Below are 17,902 nucleotides of genomic sequence, written 5' to 3'. Positions count from 1 at the left end.
CACCAAACCGAGGGAGGATCACAGGGTCAGAACCTACGTGGCCGTCTTGGATGGGAAGCCACATCGCATCCACTTGGCCGATCCAGCGGTTTACACCGGGCCAGCCCTTCAACTGCCAAGTTGACCCGTCCCACAGCGTTAGATCAGCGATTTGCCCATCGATTTCCGACATACGCTCCCCCGTTTATCTCAGGTACGCAGGAGCGTTGCCTTAAGTCGAGTCGCTGATCGCCATTACGCCTGACTGAGGTGATGGCTTGTTCCTAACTAGTGACGTTTCCCGAGGGAAAAGGTCCGCTCTTGAGCCGCAGGGCAATGTCCGCTGCTGGCGCATTGGTGACCAGCCGATCAGGCCGAGCGTATGGCCGTAGCCGTAGCAGTGGTGCAGAGCGAGTTCTGAGCCCTTCGATAAGGCGTGAGGCAGCACGGTTGATTTTGTCGCACATAATGTCCTTTATGTATGGTCATAGCCGAACTGGAGAGTAGGGCGCTATTGGGTGAAAACTAACCCTTCGGACATCACCGTTCCTGGAAATGGTTCACTCGCCCGAGCACCAGTTCGGAATGAATCGCAGTTGGTGGTTCCAGCTATTGTGGCCGACACCCAGGACGACGCCGGCGAGCGTTTTCTGGAATTTTTCGCCGCAACCATTCGGAACTCGAACACCAGGACGGCATACCTACGATCCGTTGGCGATTTCCTCACGTGGGGCGACATCCCGAACCTGACGTCGCTGCGCGAAATCCGACCGCTCCATGTTGCCGCCTATATAGAAGAGTGCGGAGGACGGGTGGCCGCACCCACAGTGAAGCTACGCCTTGCCGCCCTTAGAAGCCTGTTCGATTGGCTCGTACGCACTGGCGTTATGGACAACAATCCCGCACATGCCGTTCGAGGGCCGATCCACGAGGTGACCCGAGGCAAGACGCCGATCCTGTCTCCAGAACAGACGAGGCGATTGATCGAAAGCATTCCTACGGAAACCCAGGTGCAACTCCGCGACAGAGCGCTAATCGCTCTGATGACTTATAGTTTTGCAAGGGTATCGGCGGCAGTCGGCATGAATGTTCAGGACCTCGTGCAGACTGCTGGACGATCATGGGTCAGGCTCCACGAAAAACGCGGCAAGATCCACGAGCTTCCGATCCACCATAAACTGTTGGACCACTTGGACGCCTATATTGATGCGGCCGGACATCGCGCTGAGCCTAGCGAACCGCTTTTCCGCAGTTCACGCGGACGGAGCGGTCTTCTCACCACGCGCCGTCTGTCGCGACACGATGCCTATGCCATGGTGCGGCGGCGAGCGGCGGCGGCTGGCTTGCTTGAGAAGGTGGGCAATCATTCGTTTCGCGGAACAGGCATCACGACCTTTCTGCTAAACGAGGGCACGCTCGAATTGGCCCAGGAGATGGCCAATCACTCGAGCCCCAGAACGACCAAACTTTATGATCGTCGGAATGATCAGATCACTCAGGACGCCATCGAACGCATTCGGATTGAGTGACACTGGAGAAAGGGCGCCGGAAGAAATTCTGGAGCAGCTGGGAAATCAATTCTGGTGCGATTTCGGAAAACAATCGAAACGGCGGTCAATTGTGGTTCGTTACAGCCGTTTGCGGCCTTGAGCAGCGCACTCATATTATCGCCTAAGATATATTATCGGCAGAAAACACCAGTTCCTCTCCGTTGCATAGCTGAAGCCTGTCAGAGCTCAAAACGCCGCTGCGCAGCTTTCAAAGCCGGAGAACGGGTTCGAGGAACCCGTCGGCAAGGTTGGACTGGACTTGGGTCTGGACGCCTCGGACCAGTTCGACGCGGTCGAGCGGGCCTGGCGTGTTCATTGCGGCGATGGCACCCGACGCACCCCCGTCGAATATCGACGCAGTACGCCGCCGACGCCCTGGTACGACGCCGTCCAGTGCGACGACACCGCGGCAGGCTCCGACGCTTCCGACGCGGCGCTCGCGCTCCCGCTCGGGGCCGCTGTGCTGACTGCAGTCGCGCAACCTTTCAGTTCTCCTCCTTGCAGATGCCATCCGCCGGAGAAGATCAACCTCCCAGAAGGTGAGCTTTCTGCCGTTTCAATTTCACGCCCTCTGCGTCAGCCCAGCGCAAGAAGCAGTCGTTCACTCTGCGCCGAAAACACGACTTCAATATGCTTCGATCAATTGCCTTATCTGGCGCCCGACCAAGCCACTTTCCGACCCAGCACGAGAACGCTGGGCACCCAGTTGAGTGGCCGTGCTGCCGTCGTTGGGCATCTGCTGCACAGTTGAGTTTTCAGTCATCGACGTGCAACGGCGGTGATGCGTGCGAATTGCGCCGTGTCGCCGCGCGCCGACCGCCTTCGCATCGCCGCAGAAGATTTCGTAGAGCATGCCCATAACGGCCTGGGCCCGATCGTCGGCGATCGAATAGAAGATCGAGCGGGACTGACGGCGGGTCTTGACCAGGCCATACTGGCGCAGCTCAGCCAGTTGTTGGGATAGCGCCGGCTGCTTGATGCCGAGGTCCGCCTCGAGCTGGCCCACCGAGCGCTCCTCTTCGGCGATATGACACAGGATCAGCAGCCGGTTTGCATTGGCCAGCTGGCGCAACAGCTCGGCGGCCTCGGGCGCTTTCTCCTTCAACCGCTCCATGGCGGCGGCCTGGTCGTCGGTCATGGGCGGCGCTCGCGATAGTATAAGGGCGCGTCGCCCTCGCCGTCGGCGATGGCCGCATCGGCGACGCCGTATTCCCCGGCGACACCATGTTCATGCCCGACTACGGCACGGCGCGCTGCGACTTCCCGGGCGGCGACGCCCGGACCCTGTACCGCTCGATCCATCGCCTGACCTCTTTGCCGGACGAGGCGCGGGTCTTCCTGTGTCACGATTACAAGGCGCCCCCGGGCCGGACCGAGTTTGCCTGCTCCGGCGCTATTTCCCGGCGCCTCTGCCGTCGGCGGCCTGCTTGTCGCGCTCGCCCTTGGCCTTGATCTTTGGGCCATGCTCGAGATGCGGCGGCGGCGGGCCAACATCCTGCCGCACAGGGCCGCGACCGCCTTGGTCACGACCGGCCCCTTCGCCTGGAGCCGTAACCCGATCTATCTCGCCAACGGCCTGCTGCTGCTCGGCCTCGGCGGCCTGTCGACAACGCCTGGTTCTTCGTAGCCACCGCCATCGCCGCCTTCGCCACCGACCGCGTCGCCATCCGGCGCGAGGAACGACACTTGGCGGCCCTCTTCGGCGCGGCGTGGTCCGCCTACGCTATCAGTGTGAGCCGCTGGTTTGGGCGTCGAGTGCGGTCGTGATCACACGACGGCAGGCTCTGTATTAGCGCAATCCGAAGGCAGACCTTTTAAAGCTCCGCTTTGAGTCAGGCAAAGTCATTTGTGATGTCGCAGATGCGCCAAGAGCGGTCATTGCCTCAAAGCTCAAAAGCTGACGTTCAGCGGCTCAAAACCGTCCCCTGTGCAGGCTGCTCGCAGCAGCGCCACCGTGATCAGTTGCAGGCCCGTCCAGCTGAGCGGCTAATGATAGGAACCGTACGCAGGATGGCCAATCCTAGATCGGCCATCCTGCGCCTAGATCAGAAGAAGCCCAACTTGTCGGGGCTGTAGCTGAGAAGAAGGTTCTTGGTCTGTTGATAGTGGTCCAGCATCATGCGGTGGTTCTCCCGACCGATACCCGACTTCTTGTAGCCGCCGAAGGCCGCATGGGCCGGATATTGGTGGTAGCAGTTGGTCCAGACGCGGCCTGCCTGGATGGCGCGACCGGCGCGGTAGGCGGTGTTCATGTCGCGCGACCACACCCCGGCGCCCAGGCCATATTCGGTGTCGTTGGCGATTTCCATGGCCTCTTCAAAAGTCTTGAAGGTTGTGACCGCCAGGACCGGACCGAAGATCTCCTCCTGGAAGATCCGCATGTCGTTGGTGCCTTTGAACACGGTGGGCTTAACGTAATAGCCGCCGGCCAGATCGTCCTTGAGCGCGGCCTGATCGCCGCCGGTCAGGACCTCGGCGCCCTCCTCCCCGCCCAGCTTTAGATAGCCGAGAATTTTCTTCAGCTGCTGGTCCGAGGCCTGGGCGCCGACCATGGTGGCCGGGTCCAGAGGGTCGCCCTGGACGATGGACTCCACCCGGGCGATCGCCTTTTCTATGAAGGCCTCATAGATGTCCTCATGGATCAATGCGCGGCTGGGGCAGGTGCAGACCTCGCCCTGATTGAGCGCGAACATGGCGAAGCCTTCCAGTGCCTTGTCCAGATAGGCGTCGTCGTGATCCATCACGTCCTTGAAGAAGATGTTCGGCGACTTGCCGCCGAGCTCCAGCGTCACCGGGATCAGGTTCTGGGTCGCATAGCCCATGATCTTCTGACCGACGGCGGTCGAGCCGGTGAAGGCGATCTTGGCGATGCGAGGATTGGTGGCCAACGGCTCGCCCACCTCGCCACCCGTGCCCGAAACGATGTTCAGTACGCCGGCCGGCAGCAAATCCTGGATCAATTCGATCACCACGAGGATAGACGCCGGGGTCTGCTCCGCCGGCTTCAGCACGATGCAGTTGCCCGCCGCCAGGGCCGGGGCGATTTTCCAGGCCGCCATCAGAATCGGGAAGTTCCAAGGGATGATCTGCCCCACCACGCCAAGCGGCTCATGGAAATGATAGGCGACCGTATCGTGGTCCAATTCCGAGATCCCGCCTTCCTGGGCCCGGATGCAGCCTGCGAAATAGCGGAAATGGTCGATCGCCAAGGGGATGTCGGCGGCCGTGGTCTCGCGCACTGGCTTGCCGTTGTCCCAAGTCTCCGCCTCCGCGACGGCTTGCAGATTGGCTTCGATCCGATCGGCGATCTTGTTCAGGATGATGGCGCGTTCGGCGACGCTGGTTCGCCCCCAGGCGTCCTTGGCGGCGTGGGCGGCGTCCAGGGCCAGTTCGACGTCGGCCGCGTCCGATCGTGCGACCTCGCACAAGACGCGGCCATTCACCGGGGAGGTGTTCTCGAAATATCGGCCGTTTACGGGCGGGACCCACTGTCCGCCGATGAAGTTCTCGTAGCGCGCCTTGAACTTGGGGGTCGCGGCGCGGATGAATTCGGGCTTGGTCATGATGGCCTCCTGCGTTGTCCTCTGGCGTCCATTGTCGACGTCGTTGGATCAGAAGGTCGTCCGGCGGAGAGCACGACGCCAGAGGACGCTGCCATTCTGCGGCGCACACCTGTCGCAGAACTGCGACAGATTGCTTGCTAAGGTGCGTTAGAGAGGCCGAGCCTGTGCAGCTTGCGGTGCAGGGTCGCGCGGCTGACCCCGAGAGCGCGCGCGGCCGCCGAGACATTGCCACCGCTCAAGGCTAGCGCGCGACGCACCGCGCCGCGTTCGGCGTTCAGAAGATCGGCTTCTACTGCGCCGACGCCCAGCACCTCCGACGCCGCCAGCTGGTTCGCGATCCGGTCGTCGGTGATCGCGAGCGCGAGGCGTGCGGCGCGCGTCGCTCCGACCACCAGATCGTCCTGATCAACCGCCAGCAGGGCCGCCGTGTTTCGTCCGGCCGCATCGTCGGTCAGCACGATGCGCGCGTGGGGAAAAGCGTGCCGGAAGGTTTGCGCCTCGATCGCTCTCGCAGCGTCCGCCACCGCCGCCGCGATCAAGCCCAATACGCCCTGCGTCGCATCGGCCCGGCACGACGAGACATCCAACAAGCCCGCCAGCCGCCCTGTCGGTCCGTAGATGGGTTGGCTGGTGCAACTCAGCGCCGTGTTACGGGTGTGAAAATGCTGATCGCGATGGATGGTCAGCGGCCGACGCTCGGCCAAAGCCGTGCCGATGCCGTTTGTACCCTCAACCGCCTCAGACCAGACCGCGCCGGGCCACAAGCCCCAGCGGCGGAAGATCTCATCATCCGCCGCTGCGCCTCGCCGTTCCAAGGTCACCCCTTCAGCGTTGGTGAGAAGAACACAGCATCCGGTATCGCCGACGGCCAGGAACAGGCGGTCAAGCGAGTCCTGAGCCGCCCTTGTCATTGGCTCTAGGGCGTCACGGGCTTCGCGCAACTCCTGGTCTGTCAGGGTGTTCGGCCGGCCTTCATCCTCGGGATCGAGCCCATAAAGCGACATCGATCGTCGCCATGACGCCGCCAGGGCCGAACGCGCCTCACCGCCGGCGGCGTCCAGCGCCTGTTTGATCAGCTTGCCGTGGCCGTTTCCCGTTTGCGCGACCATTGATTTTCCCTGGTGCTCTTTCGGAAAAAGAGCGCCGCATCGGCGTTCCAGTCAATGGGACAAAGGTCGCTGACCCGTAGAGGCTTCGGCTAGAACTTGCGGCTGACGCCCAACGACAAGACCCACGGATCGAGGTTCACGCTGGACTTCAGGGCGCCGTCGTTGATCTTGGCGTCGGTTTCGAACCAGACCTTCTTGACGTCGAGATTCAGGCTCCAGGGCCCCTGAATCCCGACATCCGCGCCCGCTTGAAGCGCGTAGCCGAAACCGTCGTCCAGATCGACGGTGAAGCCGTTCTTGTCCTTGCCGCTGTAGAACAGCATGTAGTTCACGCCCGCACCGAAATAGGGGCTTAAGCTCCCTTGGCTCAGCGGGCGGTACTGCAGGGTGACCACCGGCGGCAGGACCCAGGTCTCATGCACGGCCACATCCGGCGCGCCGCCCTGGGCGCGGATTTCGTGCCGCGTCGTGCCCAGGATCGCCTCGACCGCGAAGTGATCGGTCAGGAAGTAGGTGAAGCCCAGGGTTGGCATGACGCTGTCGCCCACATCCACCTTCAGGCCGGTGTCCGCGCCCGCCGCCGTGATGATGGCGTCATCGGCCTGGGAGAAGACGTCGGTGACGCGCCCGCTCACCAGGAAGTCGCCCTTCTTGGGCGTCTCCCAGGCGACGGATGTCTGAGCAAAGGCCGGCGCCGCGCAGGCGGTGAAGGCGGCAGCGGCGAGCAGCAGGGTCTTGGTCTTCATCTTCTGATCCCCGACGCCATGGCCGCGTCGTGCGGCCTTTGTCAGGCGTCTGAGCGGGGTGTGCGCCCCGGTGGACGCCTCAGCCTTGATCCAGCGCAAATCGTTCAGCGGGTGGACAATCTGTCCACTCACACCACCCGCGCATGCCTTTGCTGGAGAGCCGCCGCATTGGGATCGAAGGCGGCGCAAACCGCCCGGACGAAGGGGCGGCCCAGGTCGGTCACCGCCACCACCGTCCCGTCGATCCGCACCAGACCGTCGTTGACGAAGCGCTCCAACAGGGACAAGGCGCCGGCGACGTCCGACAGGTCTCGACCGCGACGTCGAACGATGGGCGCCAGATCAACGACGAAATCGCACATCAGCCGCTCGATAATCTGGCTGACGAACACGTCGCGTTCCGTCAGGGCGACGCCTCGGGCGACCGGCAGATCGCCGGCCTCGACCGCGCGGCGCCAGTCGCGTTCCTGTGCGTGGTTCTGAACATAGCCTCTGGGCGTGCGGCTGATCGACGAGGCGCCCAGGCCGATCAGCACCTCTGCGGCGTCGGTGGTATAGCCCTGGAAGTTGCGATGCAGCCGTCCGGCCCGGTCCGCCGCGGCCAACCCGTCGTGCGGCAGGGCGAAATGATCCAGTCCGATCGCCTGCCATCCCTTCCCTACCAGATAGCGCGCCGCCGCCTGGCTCTGAGCGAAGCGCGCTTCGGCGTCCGGCAGTTCGGCGTCATTGATCAACCGCTGATGCGGTTTCATCCACGGCACATGGGCATAGCCGAACAGGGCGATCCGCTCCGGCCTCAGCGTCGTGACCTGGCCCAGGGTGGTGATGACGTTCTCGACGGCTTGAAGCGGCAGGCCGTACATCAGATCCAGGTTGAGGGAGGTCACGCCCTGCCCGCGCAAGGCTTCGGCCGCCCAGCGGATGGTCTCGAAACCTTCGGGCCGGTTGACCGCCGCCTGCACGCGCGGCGACAGGTCTTGCACCCCCAGACTGGCGCGGCTCAGGCCGATGTGGCCCGCCGCCTCGACCCACTCCTGCGTCAGGACTTCGGGGTCCAACTCGGCGGCGATCTCGAAACAGTCGCCTAGGTCGAACCGCGCGGACAGACCGGCGAATAGTCGTTCCAGATCGTCCGGCGACAGCATGTTCGGGGTGCCGCCGCCCAGATGGATCGAGCCGACACGGACCGGCCGGCCGATCCGGGCCAGGACCAAATCCGCCTCACGCAATAGCAGATCGATATAGCTGGAAATGACGCACGCCCGGTTCACCGCCCGGGTGTTGCAGCCGCAGTACCAGCACAGCCGCTTGCAGAACGGCAGGTGGAGATACAGCGAGACCGGCCGATCGGAGGGCAGGCACCCCAGCCAGTCGGCCCATTCGCCGGGTCCGACAGCGGGCGTGAACTGTGCCGCCGTCGGATAGGAGGTATAGCGCGGCGCATTGGCGTCATAGCGCGCGATCAGGTCGCGAACGGACGCGCGCGAGGGGCTAGAGGGGGACATCGCCCTCTTTCGATGCGTCGGGCGTGGACAGGCCGGCGTCGCCTTCGTCAAAGAGATGGAACTCGTGCCACAGGCCGTTCAGCACGCCGAAGCCGACGGCCAGGCCAAGCCCCAGGATCCAGGAAAAATACCACATGGTTCTGTGCTCCTAAGGGTCAGTACAGGTCGGGATTGGTCTTGAGTGCAGCGGTCGAGGTCCGGCCCCAAAGCACGCGATAGACCCAGGCGGTGTAGAGCAGCACCAGAGGCAGGAAGATCAGCGTGCAAATCAGCATGATGAATAGGGTCAGATGGCTGGATGACGCGTTCCAAACTGTCAGGCTGGACTGCGGATTGACCGAGCTGGGCAGGATGAAGGGGAACATCGACAGGCCGACGGTGGAAATGATGCCCACGGCCGACAGTGACGATCCGCCGAACGCCAGCGTCGCGGACCGCCGCCACATCCCGACCAGACCGACCAGCGCGCCCAGGAAGCCCAAGGCCGGTGCGATAAGCATCCACGGATAGCGGCCGTAGTTATCCAGCCAGGCGCCGGGCGCGGCCTGGACCGTCGTTCGCAGTGGGTTGGAAAAGCCGTTGACGTCCAGCGCGCCGGTGATCCGGTAGCCCAGGCCGCCGTAAGCGACATACAGTCCGCCGACCGCGAACAGAACCAGGGCCAACACAGCGGCGACCGTGCCGAACAGGCGCGCCCGCTCCATAACAGGGCTGGGCTCCGCCTTGACCGACAGCCAGGCCGCGCCGTGCAGCACCAGCATGGCTGCCGACAACAGGCCGGCGATCAGGCTGAAAGGGGTGAACAGGCCGAGCAGCGTGCCGTCGTAGAAGGACCGCAGATCGCCATCCAGATGGAAGGGCGCGCCCAAAAGGACGTTCCCCACCGCCACCCCGAACACCAGGGCCGGGACGAAACCGCCGATGAACAGGCACCAGTCCCAGAACGACCGCCACTTCGGCGACGCCCGCTTCGACCGATATTTGAACGACACCGGCCGCAGGATCAGCGCGGACAGCACCAGGAACATGGCCAGGTAGAAGCCCGAGAAGCTGACGGCGTAGACGAACGGCCAGGCGGCGAAGATGGCGCCGCCGCCCAGGATGAACCACACCTGGTTGCCTTCCCAAGTGGCGCCGACGGTGTTGATCACCATGCGGCGCTCCTCGTCGGTCTTGGCGACGAAGGGCAGAAGGGCGCCGACACCCAGGTCGAAACCGTCGGTCAGGGCGAAGGCGATAAAAAGCACGCCCAGCAGCCCCCACCAGATCAGGCGAAGCGTGGCGAAGTCGAGGGGAAGATCCATTGTCGGATGTCCTAAGGTCTTGGGTCAGGCCACGGCGGGCGCGGGAAAGCGCTCGGTCGGCGCTTCGGGGCTGGGTTCGCCGAACGTCTCCTGTTCGTGGAACGGCCCCTTCTTGATGGCGAACAGCATCAGCCGCACCTCGACCACCGCCAGCGCGCCGTACAGCAGGGTGAAGCCGACGATCGTGGCCCACAGCTGCGGCACGGTCAGGGACGAGGCGCCCAGGAAGGTGGGCAGCACGCCCTCCACCGCCCAAGGCTGGCGGCCGAACTCGGCCAATATCCAACCGAACTCGATGGCGATCCACGGCAGCGGGATGGCCAGGACGGCTAACCGCAGGAACCACTTCGTATGATGCTTGCGCAGGGTGCACAGCACGAAGGCCGTCCCGAATAGGGCGATCATGAACATTCCGATGCCCGCCATGATGCGGAAGCTCCAGAACAGGGCCGGGACGTTCGGCACCGTCTCCCATGCGGTCCGCTGGATCAGCGCCGGCGTGGCCTGGCGGGGATCGGCGACGTGGCGCTTCAACAGCAGGCCGTAGCCCAGGTCGCGGCGATGGGTCTCGAACACGCCGCGCGCGACGGGATCGGCCGGGTCAGCCTTGACCTTCTCCAGCGCATCATAGGCGATGACGCCGGATTCGATGCGGTCCTCAGCCGTGGCGACCAGCTCGAAGATGCCTTCGACAGGCTTGTCGATGGTGCGGGTCGCGATCAGCCCCATGATCCACGGCACGTGAACGCCGAAATGGGTCTCGCGGTCCTTCATCGAAGGAATGCCGATCAGCGTCAGGCCAGCGGGCGCAGGCTCGGTGCGCCACATGGCCTCCAGAGCGGCGAGCTTCATCTTTTGGTTGTCGGTCAGATTATAGCCGGACTGGTCGCCCAGCACGACGACCGACAAGGACGAGGCCAGGCCGAAGGCCGCCGCCACCGTCATCGACCGCTTGGCGAAGCCAACGTGCTTGCCACGCAGCAGATAGAATGCCGAAACGCCCAGCACGAAGACCGAGGCGCAGACGTAACCGGCGCTGACGGTGTGGACGAACTTGGCCTGGGCCACCGGGTTGAACACCACGGCCATGAAGTCCGTGACCTCCATCCGCATGGTGTCGGGATTGAAGGCGGCGCCGACCGGGTTCTGCATCCAGCCGTTGGCGATCAGGATCCACAGAGCCGAAAGATTGGTGCCCAGCGCGACCATGAATGTGACGAACAGGTGGGCATGCGGCTTCAGCTTGTCCCAGCCGAAGAACATCAGGCCGACGAAGGTCGCTTCCAAGAAGAAGGCCATCAGCCCTTCAATGGCCAGGGGCGCCCCGAAGATGTCGCCGACATAGTGGCTGTAATAGCTCCAGTTCATTCCGAACTGGAATTCCATGGTGATGCCGGTCGCGACGCCCAGCACGAAGTTGATGCCGAACAGCACGCCCCAGAACCGGGTGATCGTCCGCCAGATGGGCCGGCGGGTCATCACATAGATCGACTCCATGATGACCAGCATGAACGACAGCCCCAGCGTCAGGGGCACGAACAGGAAGTGGTAAAGGGCCGTCAGCGCGAACTGCAGCCGGGACAGGTCGACGACCGCGAGGTCGATCATGGCGATGCTCCGAGGAATCGGTCTGCTGGACCGACGTTTCGTCGGTCGTAGGCGGTGCGCAGGACGCCCGCCTTGATCTCGATCAAAGCGGCGGCGAACGCCCGGCCCTATTGGACGCTTGGTCCTTGGACATTTCGTCCAACGACGTTTCGCCCAGTGGCGCGCGGCCTGCGCCGAGCGCTGGAGTCCGCTGATGAGCGCCGTGCCAATCGTCCCTGTCTCTGCGGCCGCCTGGTTGAAGCAGATCGGTCGTCCGTGGGGGCGGCTGACCCTGCTGACCGGCGTGTTGACCATTGCGGACGTCGCGCCAGCGATCGGCTTCGCGGCGGGGCTGGCTTTGACGATTTCCAGCCTGACCGTATCGCCGGCCGCCGCCGCGCCGTGGCTGGCCCTGGCTGTGTTCAGTCTGATCGCGCGCGGCCTGATCGGCCAGGCCGCCGTGATCGTCGGCGCGAAGCTGGGTCGGGCGGTAAAGACCGACGTCCGAGGCCGCCTGCTGTCAGACCTGTTCGGGCGAGGACGGCGATCCAGCGCGCAGATGACGGCCCTGGTCGAAGGGGTCGGCGCGCTGGACGGCTACTATTCACGATTTGCACCTTTGCGCCTCGCCGCAGGCGTTTCGCCGCTGCTGGTCATAGCCGCCGCCGCGATCGCCAGCCCGGTGTCGGCGGGCATCCTGCTGTTCACCCTCTTCCCCTTCATCGTCGGCATGGCGCTGGCGGGCACGGCTGCGGCGGGCGAAAGCCGTCGTCAGTTTCAGGCGCTTGAGCGGCTGTCCGGCCTGTTCATCGACCGTATCCGCACCCTGCCCGCCATCCTCGCCTTCGAGGCCGTTAGCCGCACGACGGTGCAGATCGCCCAAGCCTCGGACGAGTTGGAGCGCCGCACCGCCCGCGTCATGCGCATCGCCTTCCTGTCGTCGGGCATGCTGGAGTTCTTCTCGGCCTTGTCGGTCGCGCTGATCGCCGTCTATTGCGGCTTCAACCTGTTGCGGCTGCTGCCCTTCCCGGTTCCCGAGACGCTGGACCTGTCGCGCGCCTTCTTCGTTCTCGCCCTGGCGCCCGAAGTCTATGCGCCGCTGCGCCGCCTGGCGGCCGCCTATCATGATCGCCAGGCCGCCGAGGCCGCAGCCCCATCCCTGATCACGCCACACCCGCGCCCGGCCCAGCGCGCGCCTCTCGGCGATCTGGCGCCCGCCATCCATTTCCGCGACGTCGCCATCGCTTATGAAGGCTCAGCGCCGGTCATCGACGGGTTCGACCTCGACATCGCGCCGGGCCAGATCGTGGCGATGATGGGCGCCAGCGGCGCAGGCAAGTCCAGCCTCCTGCATCTGCTGCTCGGCCTCGCGCCCCTGACGCGCGGCGAGGTCGAGGTGGGCGGTGCGCGGCTCAGCCAGTGCGGCGACATCGCCGGGCGGGTCGCCTGGGCCAGCCAGCACCCGATCGTGACGCCTGGGACCGTGAGCGAGAACATCGCCTTGGCGGATCGCACCGCCTGCCCCGGCCGCATCGCCTTGGCCGCGCGCACGGCGGGCCTGTCCGGCGATCTGGATCGCCGCATCGACGAGCGTGGCGGCGGTCTGTCGGGCGGCGAGCGCCGTCGCCTGGGCCTCGCCCGCGCCATCCTGAAGCGGGCGCCGCTTCTCGTGCTGGACGAGCCGACCGCGAATCTGGATCCGGCCTCGGAACGCGCCATGCTCGACGTCATCCGTCAGGCCGCGCGCGGCCGCACCACCCTGATCACCACCCACTCGCCAGCCGTCGCCGCCCTGGCCGACCGCGTGGTGACGCTATGAGAGTCCCGTCGCGCATCGCCGGCCTGATCGCCGCCCAAACTCAGGCTCAACGCGCCCGGCTTCGGCTCGCTGCGGCCGGCGGCGCTGTCGTCTCGGTGGCGGCCGTCTGTCTGTTGGGGCTGTCGGGCTGGTTCATCACGGGCGCGGCCTTTGCGGGCCTGGCGGGCGCGGCGGCCGCCCAGAGCTTCAACTACATGATGCCCAGCGCCATCATCCGCCTGCTGGCCATCGTCCGCACCGGCGGGCGCTATGTCGAGCGCGTCGCGGGCCACGAGGTCGCCTTGAAGGCGCTCGCCCGCCTGCGCCCGCAGGTGTTCGACGCCATCGCCACAGGCCCGGCCGAGCGCGCCTTGAACCTGTCGTCCGGCGAGGTCTCCGCCCGCTTGGTTCAGGACGTCGACGCAGTTCAGACGCTCTTAGTGCGCCGCTCGGCGCCCTGGAGTCTGGGCGCCGGCGCCGTTTCCGCCGCGCTGCTGGCCGGCCTCGCCTCCCCTTTCGCCGGCGCGGCCCTGCTCGGCGTGTTGATCGCGGCTGTCTTGGGCGGCGTTCTGATCGCGCGCAGCCTCGCCGATCCCGCCGGCCGAGCAGTCCAGATCGGCGCCGGCGCGCTGAAGGATCGCCTCGCCGCATTGGAGGCCGCCGCGCCCGAGCTGAAGGCCTACGGTCTTGACGACTGGGCGTGCGCGCAGGTCGCGCAGGTCGCCGCCAATCACGACGCGGCGCAGATCGCCCTGACCCGCTCGGGCGGCTGGATGGCCGTGTGGCAGGCGGCGGCGAGCGCCCTCGCGGTCGGCGTCGTCATCCCCGCCGCATCCTCCGCCGATCTGCCGCTGATCGCGCTCGCAGCCTTGGCGGCGGTGATGGGTGTCGAATCCGCCGGCGGGCTGGTCGTTGCCCTGCACCAGAACGGCTCCGCCGCCCAGGCCCTGTCTCGCCTCGACGCCGCCATGTCCACGGCGTCCTCCCGTCACGGTCGACCGCTCAGCGGTGCGGCGCTCGGTCTTGCTAACCTTGGCGCCGAGTTGACGCCGCCCTACCGCCTCGGTGTCTTCGGCCCATCGGGCGCTGGCAAGACGACGCTGATCGAACGCCTGATCGGGTTGCGAACGCCCCAGACCGGAGAGATGCGGCTCGGTGGATTGGACGCCCTCGACATCGCGCCGGAATGTCGGCGCCGGCTGTTCGCCTATGCGGCCCAAGACGTCCGTCTGCTGAACGGATCCGTGCGCCAGAACCTGTTGCTTGCAGGACCTGCCGACGATGCGGCCCTGTGGGCGGCGCTGGACGACGCCGCGCTGGGCGACCGAATTCGCGCAGAACCGCTGGGCCTGGATACCGCCGTCGGACCGAACGGCGAGCAGCTATCCGGCGGAGAACGACGGCGTCTTGGCCTGGCGCGCGCCTATCTGCGCGATGCGCCCTGGCTGGTGCTTGACGAACCGACGGAAGGCTTGGACGCCGCGACGGAGGCCCAGGTCATGGACCGCCTTCAGAACCGCCTGTCCGCGCGGGGGCAAGGCCTGATCTTGGTCAGCCACCGGGCGTTGCCGATGGCGCTCTGCAACCGCTCCATCCGGGTCGAAGGGCTGGGCAGCGACGGACATCTGCGTCTGACCTGCCCTGCGGATGATTTGGCCGCCTAGGATGCGCCGTTCGCCATGTCTTTCAGGCGGTCAGGGCGCTCGATCCGCAGGTCGTGCAGAGAGACGGCATGGATGACGCCGCTGGTCTTCAACTTGGTCAGCTCGCGACTGACGGTCTCGATCGTCAGTCCGAGATAGTCCGCGATCTCGGATCGGGTCATCGGCAGTCGCACGGCGTTGTCGCCGGACGGACGCAAGGGATCGCGCGAAAGCATCGTCACCAGAAAGCTGGCCACGCGTTCACGCGCGGTCTTGCGACCAAGCAGCAGCATCTGTTCCTGCGCCGCCGTCAGCTCATGCATCGCCCGGCTCAGCAAGGCCGCTTCCAGACTGGGCCGCTCTCGCGCCAGGGCCCGATATTCCGAGGCCCGGAAGCGACAGACGGTCGTGTCCTCAATCGCCTCAGCAGAGAAGGCGTAGGTCGCCCCCGCCGTCAGCCCAATGAAATCCCCGGCGAACAGGAAAGCGGTGATCTGGCGGCGACCATCGGGCAGCAGCTTGTAAATCCGGACCGCGCCCGATGTGATGTTGAAGACGTTCACGGCCGGTTCGGCCTCATTGGCCAGGACGTCGCCGCCCGCCAGCGTCACGCGTTCTGCGAGTGAATCCAATCGCCCAAGATCGACCTCCGACAACGCGTCGCAGACGCTGAACGCGCGCGCGCCACAGCCTGAGCAGACCGAACTGGTGGGCCGGTCGGCACAGGCCGTCGGAAGCGCGCGGACTTTCAACATGCTCGCCTTCTATCACCCCTTAAGCACGCGCGAAGCAGTCTATTTCCGACGTGCCAGCTGAGAGTGCTTCGGCATTTGCATCACTCAAAGAGGAACAGCGACAATTTGCTGGTGCGAGACAGACCTCCTCATCTGTCGGCAGAGATCAGATGGGAGTTAGTCCTCGGCCTGCTGCGATCGGGTAGTCGCCTTGACGCAAACCAGCTCTTCTCAAAGTCCGCAACGAGTCCCAAACGGATATCCGTCATCGCTTCTGGCGTTTATCCACAACCTATCTACGCCTAGTGTTTTCGTGCCCATAGCGCCTCCGCAGCCGCCAGAGCACTTTCGGATTTGCAACAGAAGCGCTGTCGTCGAGTGCAATAGCCATACCTCTCAAATTGCGTTATTTTGACGTTAATCCAGCCGTTTATGGCTGCAACAGTTTCCGAACCTGTGCAGTCTCGGAAATTTTAGCCGTCAGTTTATGGTTGGATCGATCAGGAATTTCTCTCCCGTCGCCTTCCGCTCGTAAGCAAGCAGAGTTTCTGGGTCGAGCGCTTCAGCAAGTCCTATTGTGCGTGTGTAGCGTGTCGCGAATGTGGTGGTCAGGTCGTCAAAGACGCGTTTGCGCATTCTCGACACGGTATCGGAACCAATCTTCTGCATGAAAGGCGTCAATAGCCACCCGGACACGCTCCACTGGAAACCAAAAGCAAGACGATTCAGAATCATCGGCGAAGTATCGAGCGCGCCGTAGACGTAGAGCTGTTTGAACGTTGATGAGCCATATCGGCTGTATTCGGTCATACGGTTGACTGCGCCACGTTCCATCGCGTGCATGATTTCGCCGCCCAGCGATCCGCCGCCGATGGCGTCGAACGCGACAGTGGCGCGGGTTTCAGTGACCGCGTCGGTGAGTTGTGTTCGAAAATCATCTTCGCGGCTGTTCAGGACATGGGTCGCCCCCGCGTCCTTCAGCAGTCGCAACTGATCTTCAGAACGCACGATATTGACGAGTGGCACACCGTCTTGGGCGCAAATCCGCTGGAGCATCTGGCCCAGGCTGGATGCGGCCGCAGTATGGACGATCGCGGAATGTCCCTCGGCCCGAGCGGTTTCGACAAATCCGAGCGCCGTCATGGGATTGACTGTCAAGGCTGCGCCTTGGGCGGCCGTCACACCTTCGGGAATCGGCAGGGCGTCGCGTGTTTTGATCTTTCTCAGATCGGCGTACATGCCGCCACCGATCATGCCGACCCGACGGCCGATCCAGTCCTTCGCCTGATCGCCGGCAGCGATGACGGTCCCTGCCCCTTCGTTGCCGACCGGAAGCGACTGGTTGATCCGGCCGGCCATGCCGCCCATCCGCGCTGGCGGAATATCGAGGCTAAGCTGCGGGGCGCCGTCCGACACACCCTTGCGGACCGAAGCTGCATCCGCCGGACCAAGCAGCAAACCGAGATCGCTAGGATTGATGGGCGCCGCCTCGACACGGACAATGATTTCGTCGGATGCCGGATCATCGAGCACAATCTCCGCAAGTGACAGCGTTAGAACCCCGTCCTTATTCACCGTTGATCGTAATTCACGCGTTTTGTGGGCCATGAAGATGGGTCCTAATCGAGGCATCGGCTGCTGAACGGATGTATGACGTTTTGTGTCTCGCGATCGGTTCAGATTTAGTCTGGCGCGCGCGTCATGCCCGATCTGGCCGCCACATAGCGGCTTGACAAAGGCTCTCTGCACAATGCAAGAAAGAACAAATGGAGAACATGTGCAGGGCTGAACGTATATCTCTTGTCCGGCAGCGATTGAGGGCCTTGGACAAAGGCTGTCCAGAAGTTTGTCATTTAAAACATATGCCTGGACTACTTTCTGGTGCTTTTAAGCAGGACGCGATTCACGAACTCTATGCAGCCAATGCCGCAGACGCAGTTGCGGTAAATGCCTTTGCCTTGGCGGTCGGAATGCTTTCCGCAAATGGACAGCATGTTGTCTGGGCATTGGATGCAATGATGGCTTCAGAACATGGTACTCCCTATGGCGTTGGCATTGAAGAAATGGGAATCGATTCATCTAGGGTTTTGCTAGTCAAAGCTCCAGATATAAAAAATCTCCTTCTTGTTGGTGAGGAGTCACTAAAATCGCCTCCTGTCGGATCTGTTGTTATTAGTGCCTGGGGCAATTCTAAAGCCCTCTCATTGAACTCAAGTCGACGCCTTGCTCTGGCGGCCAAGTGGGGAGGCTCAACGCTTTTCTGTGTGCGTGCTGGAGCCGAGCCATCATCCAGTGCGGCAGAGACAAGATGGTCTGTGAGGGCAACAGCCTCCACCTCTCTGGCCGGAGGCGCGCCTGGCCATCCGTCTTTCTCACTTACCCTG

Annotated in this window: 14 protein-coding genes and 1 pseudogene; 5 read left to right on the top strand and 10 right to left on the bottom strand. The window is 64.0% G+C overall.

All coding sequences use genetic code 11. The features are described 5' to 3' along the window. Positions 1-593: 593 nt before the first annotated feature. Positions 594-1,508: a tyrosine-type recombinase/integrase gene (locus tag VH88_RS08580; protein WP_231576627.1), complete on the top strand. Its 915-nt coding sequence runs from the start codon at positions 594-596 to the stop codon at positions 1,506-1,508. Positions 1,509-2,154: 646 nt separating this feature from the next. On the opposite strand, the gene VH88_RS16485 is transcribed toward VH88_RS08580, so the two are convergent. Further along, positions 2,155-2,667 carry a metalloregulator ArsR/SmtB family transcription factor gene (locus VH88_RS16485; RefSeq protein WP_231576626.1) on the bottom strand — a complete coding sequence of 171 codons (513 nt, stop codon included), beginning with the start codon at positions 2,665-2,667 and terminating at the stop codon, positions 2,155-2,157. A 56-nt stretch (positions 2,668-2,723) separates the two neighbouring features. Here VH88_RS16485 and VH88_RS16480 point away from each other — a divergent pair. Further along, positions 2,724-2,912: pseudogene (locus VH88_RS16480) on the top strand (MBL fold metallo-hydrolase); the annotation flags it as partial. A 79-nt stretch (positions 2,913-2,991) separates the two neighbouring features. Continuing rightward, positions 2,992-3,156: an isoprenylcysteine carboxylmethyltransferase family protein gene (locus tag VH88_RS16475; RefSeq protein ID WP_231576625.1), complete on the top strand. Its 165-nt coding sequence runs from the start codon at positions 2,992-2,994 to the stop codon at positions 3,154-3,156. A 418-nt stretch (positions 3,157-3,574) separates the two neighbouring features. Here the strand turns inward: VH88_RS16475 and VH88_RS08565 are convergent, their stop codons facing one another. The 7 genes from VH88_RS08565 to VH88_RS08535 form a co-directional block, all read right to left on the bottom strand. Beyond that, positions 3,575-5,092 (bottom strand): aldehyde dehydrogenase family protein, encoded by a 1,518-nt coding sequence (locus VH88_RS08565; RefSeq protein WP_045810858.1) that lies wholly within the window; start codon positions 5,090-5,092, stop codon positions 3,575-3,577. Positions 5,093-5,229: 137 nt separating this feature from the next. Then, positions 5,230-6,201, bottom strand: coding sequence for a GAF domain-containing protein (locus tag VH88_RS08560; RefSeq protein WP_045810857.1), 972 nt, complete (start codon positions 6,199-6,201; stop codon positions 5,230-5,232). An 89-nt stretch (positions 6,202-6,290) separates the two neighbouring features. After that, the gene (locus VH88_RS08555) at positions 6,291-6,947 is read right to left on the bottom strand and encodes an OmpW family protein (protein WP_045810883.1); all 657 of its coding nucleotides are present in this window, start codon (positions 6,945-6,947) and stop codon (positions 6,291-6,293) included. Positions 6,948-7,075: 128 nt separating this feature from the next. After that, positions 7,076-8,452 (bottom strand): oxygen-independent coproporphyrinogen III oxidase, encoded by a 1,377-nt coding sequence (gene hemN / locus VH88_RS08550; protein WP_045810856.1) that lies wholly within the window; start codon positions 8,450-8,452, stop codon positions 7,076-7,078. Beyond that, positions 8,439-8,588, bottom strand: a complete 150-nt coding sequence (gene cydX / locus VH88_RS08545) for a cytochrome bd-I oxidase subunit CydX (RefSeq protein ID WP_017504187.1) — start codon at positions 8,586-8,588, stop codon at positions 8,439-8,441. The genes hemN and cydX overlap by 14 nt, the downstream gene beginning before the upstream one ends. Positions 8,589-8,607: 19 nt before the next feature. Beyond that, entirely contained in the window at positions 8,608-9,756 is a 1,149-nt protein-coding gene (gene cydB / locus VH88_RS08540) for a cytochrome d ubiquinol oxidase subunit II (protein ID WP_045810855.1), read from the bottom strand. Positions 9,757-9,780: 24 nt separating this feature from the next. Then, on the bottom strand, positions 9,781-11,361 hold the full coding sequence (locus tag VH88_RS08535; RefSeq protein ID WP_045810882.1) for a cytochrome ubiquinol oxidase subunit I: 1,581 nt from the start codon (positions 11,359-11,361) through the stop codon (positions 9,781-9,783). Positions 11,362-11,557: 196 nt separating this feature from the next. On the opposite strand from VH88_RS08535, the gene cydD reads away from it, so the two are divergent. Both cydD and VH88_RS08525 read left to right on the top strand, forming a co-directional pair. Beyond that, positions 11,558-13,162: a thiol reductant ABC exporter subunit CydD gene (cydD, locus tag VH88_RS08530; protein ID WP_052689531.1), complete on the top strand. Its 1,605-nt coding sequence runs from the start codon at positions 11,558-11,560 to the stop codon at positions 13,160-13,162. After that, positions 13,159-14,805, top strand: coding sequence for an amino acid ABC transporter ATP-binding/permease protein (locus VH88_RS08525; protein WP_045810854.1), 1,647 nt, complete (start codon positions 13,159-13,161; stop codon positions 14,803-14,805). The genes cydD and VH88_RS08525 overlap by 4 nt, the downstream gene beginning before the upstream one ends. Here the strand turns inward: VH88_RS08525 and VH88_RS08520 are convergent. Beyond that, the gene (locus VH88_RS08520) at positions 14,802-15,416 is read right to left on the bottom strand and encodes a helix-turn-helix domain-containing protein (RefSeq protein WP_231576624.1); all 615 of its coding nucleotides are present in this window, start codon (positions 15,414-15,416) and stop codon (positions 14,802-14,804) included. The two genes, VH88_RS08525 and VH88_RS08520, sit on opposite strands and share 4 nt — an antisense overlap. 582 nt (positions 15,417-15,998) lie before the next feature. Next, positions 15,999-17,126: a zinc-binding dehydrogenase gene (locus VH88_RS08515; RefSeq protein ID WP_045810852.1), complete on the bottom strand. Its 1,128-nt coding sequence runs from the start codon at positions 17,124-17,126 to the stop codon at positions 15,999-16,001. Positions 17,127-17,902: the final 776 nt, after the last annotated feature.

The organism is Brevundimonas sp. KM4 (genome assembly GCF_000964075.1).
GTDB classification, from domain to species: Bacteria; Pseudomonadota; Alphaproteobacteria; order Caulobacterales; family Caulobacteraceae; genus Brevundimonas; species Brevundimonas huaxiensis.
This window is presented reverse-complemented; position numbering and strand designations above follow the sequence as displayed.

What these genes read in the sequence shown, in the direction of transcription:
- VH88_RS16485 (WP_231576626.1), bottom strand. Translation starts at nt 2,667, where the DNA reads ATGACCGACGACCAGGCCGCCGCCATGGAGCGGTTGAAGGAGAAAGCG.
- VH88_RS08560 (WP_045810857.1), bottom strand. Translation starts at nt 6,201, where the DNA reads ATGGTCGCGCAAACGGGAAACGGCCACGGCAAGCTGATCAAACAGGCG.
- cydB (WP_045810855.1), bottom strand. Translation starts at nt 9,756, where the DNA reads ATGGATCTTCCCCTCGACTTCGCCACGCTTCGCCTGATCTGGTGGGGG.
- VH88_RS16475 (WP_231576625.1), top strand. Translation starts at nt 2,992, where the DNA reads ATGCTCGAGATGCGGCGGCGGCGGGCCAACATCCTGCCGCACAGGGCC.
- hemN (WP_045810856.1), bottom strand. Translation starts at nt 8,452, where the DNA reads ATGTCCCCCTCTAGCCCCTCGCGCGCGTCCGTTCGCGACCTGATCGCG.
- VH88_RS08515 (WP_045810852.1), bottom strand. Translation starts at nt 17,126, where the DNA reads ATGGCCCACAAAACGCGTGAATTACGATCAACGGTGAATAAGGACGGG.
- VH88_RS08555 (WP_045810883.1), bottom strand. Translation starts at nt 6,947, where the DNA reads ATGAAGACCAAGACCCTGCTGCTCGCCGCTGCCGCCTTCACCGCCTGC.
- cydX (WP_017504187.1), bottom strand. Translation starts at nt 8,588, where the DNA reads ATGTGGTATTTTTCCTGGATCCTGGGGCTTGGCCTGGCCGTCGGCTTC.
- VH88_RS08565 (WP_045810858.1), bottom strand. Translation starts at nt 5,092, where the DNA reads ATGACCAAGCCCGAATTCATCCGCGCCGCGACCCCCAAGTTCAAGGCG.
- cydD (WP_052689531.1), top strand. Translation starts at nt 11,558, where the DNA reads ATGAGCGCCGTGCCAATCGTCCCTGTCTCTGCGGCCGCCTGGTTGAAG.
- VH88_RS08525 (WP_045810854.1), top strand. Translation starts at nt 13,159, where the DNA reads ATGAGAGTCCCGTCGCGCATCGCCGGCCTGATCGCCGCCCAAACTCAG.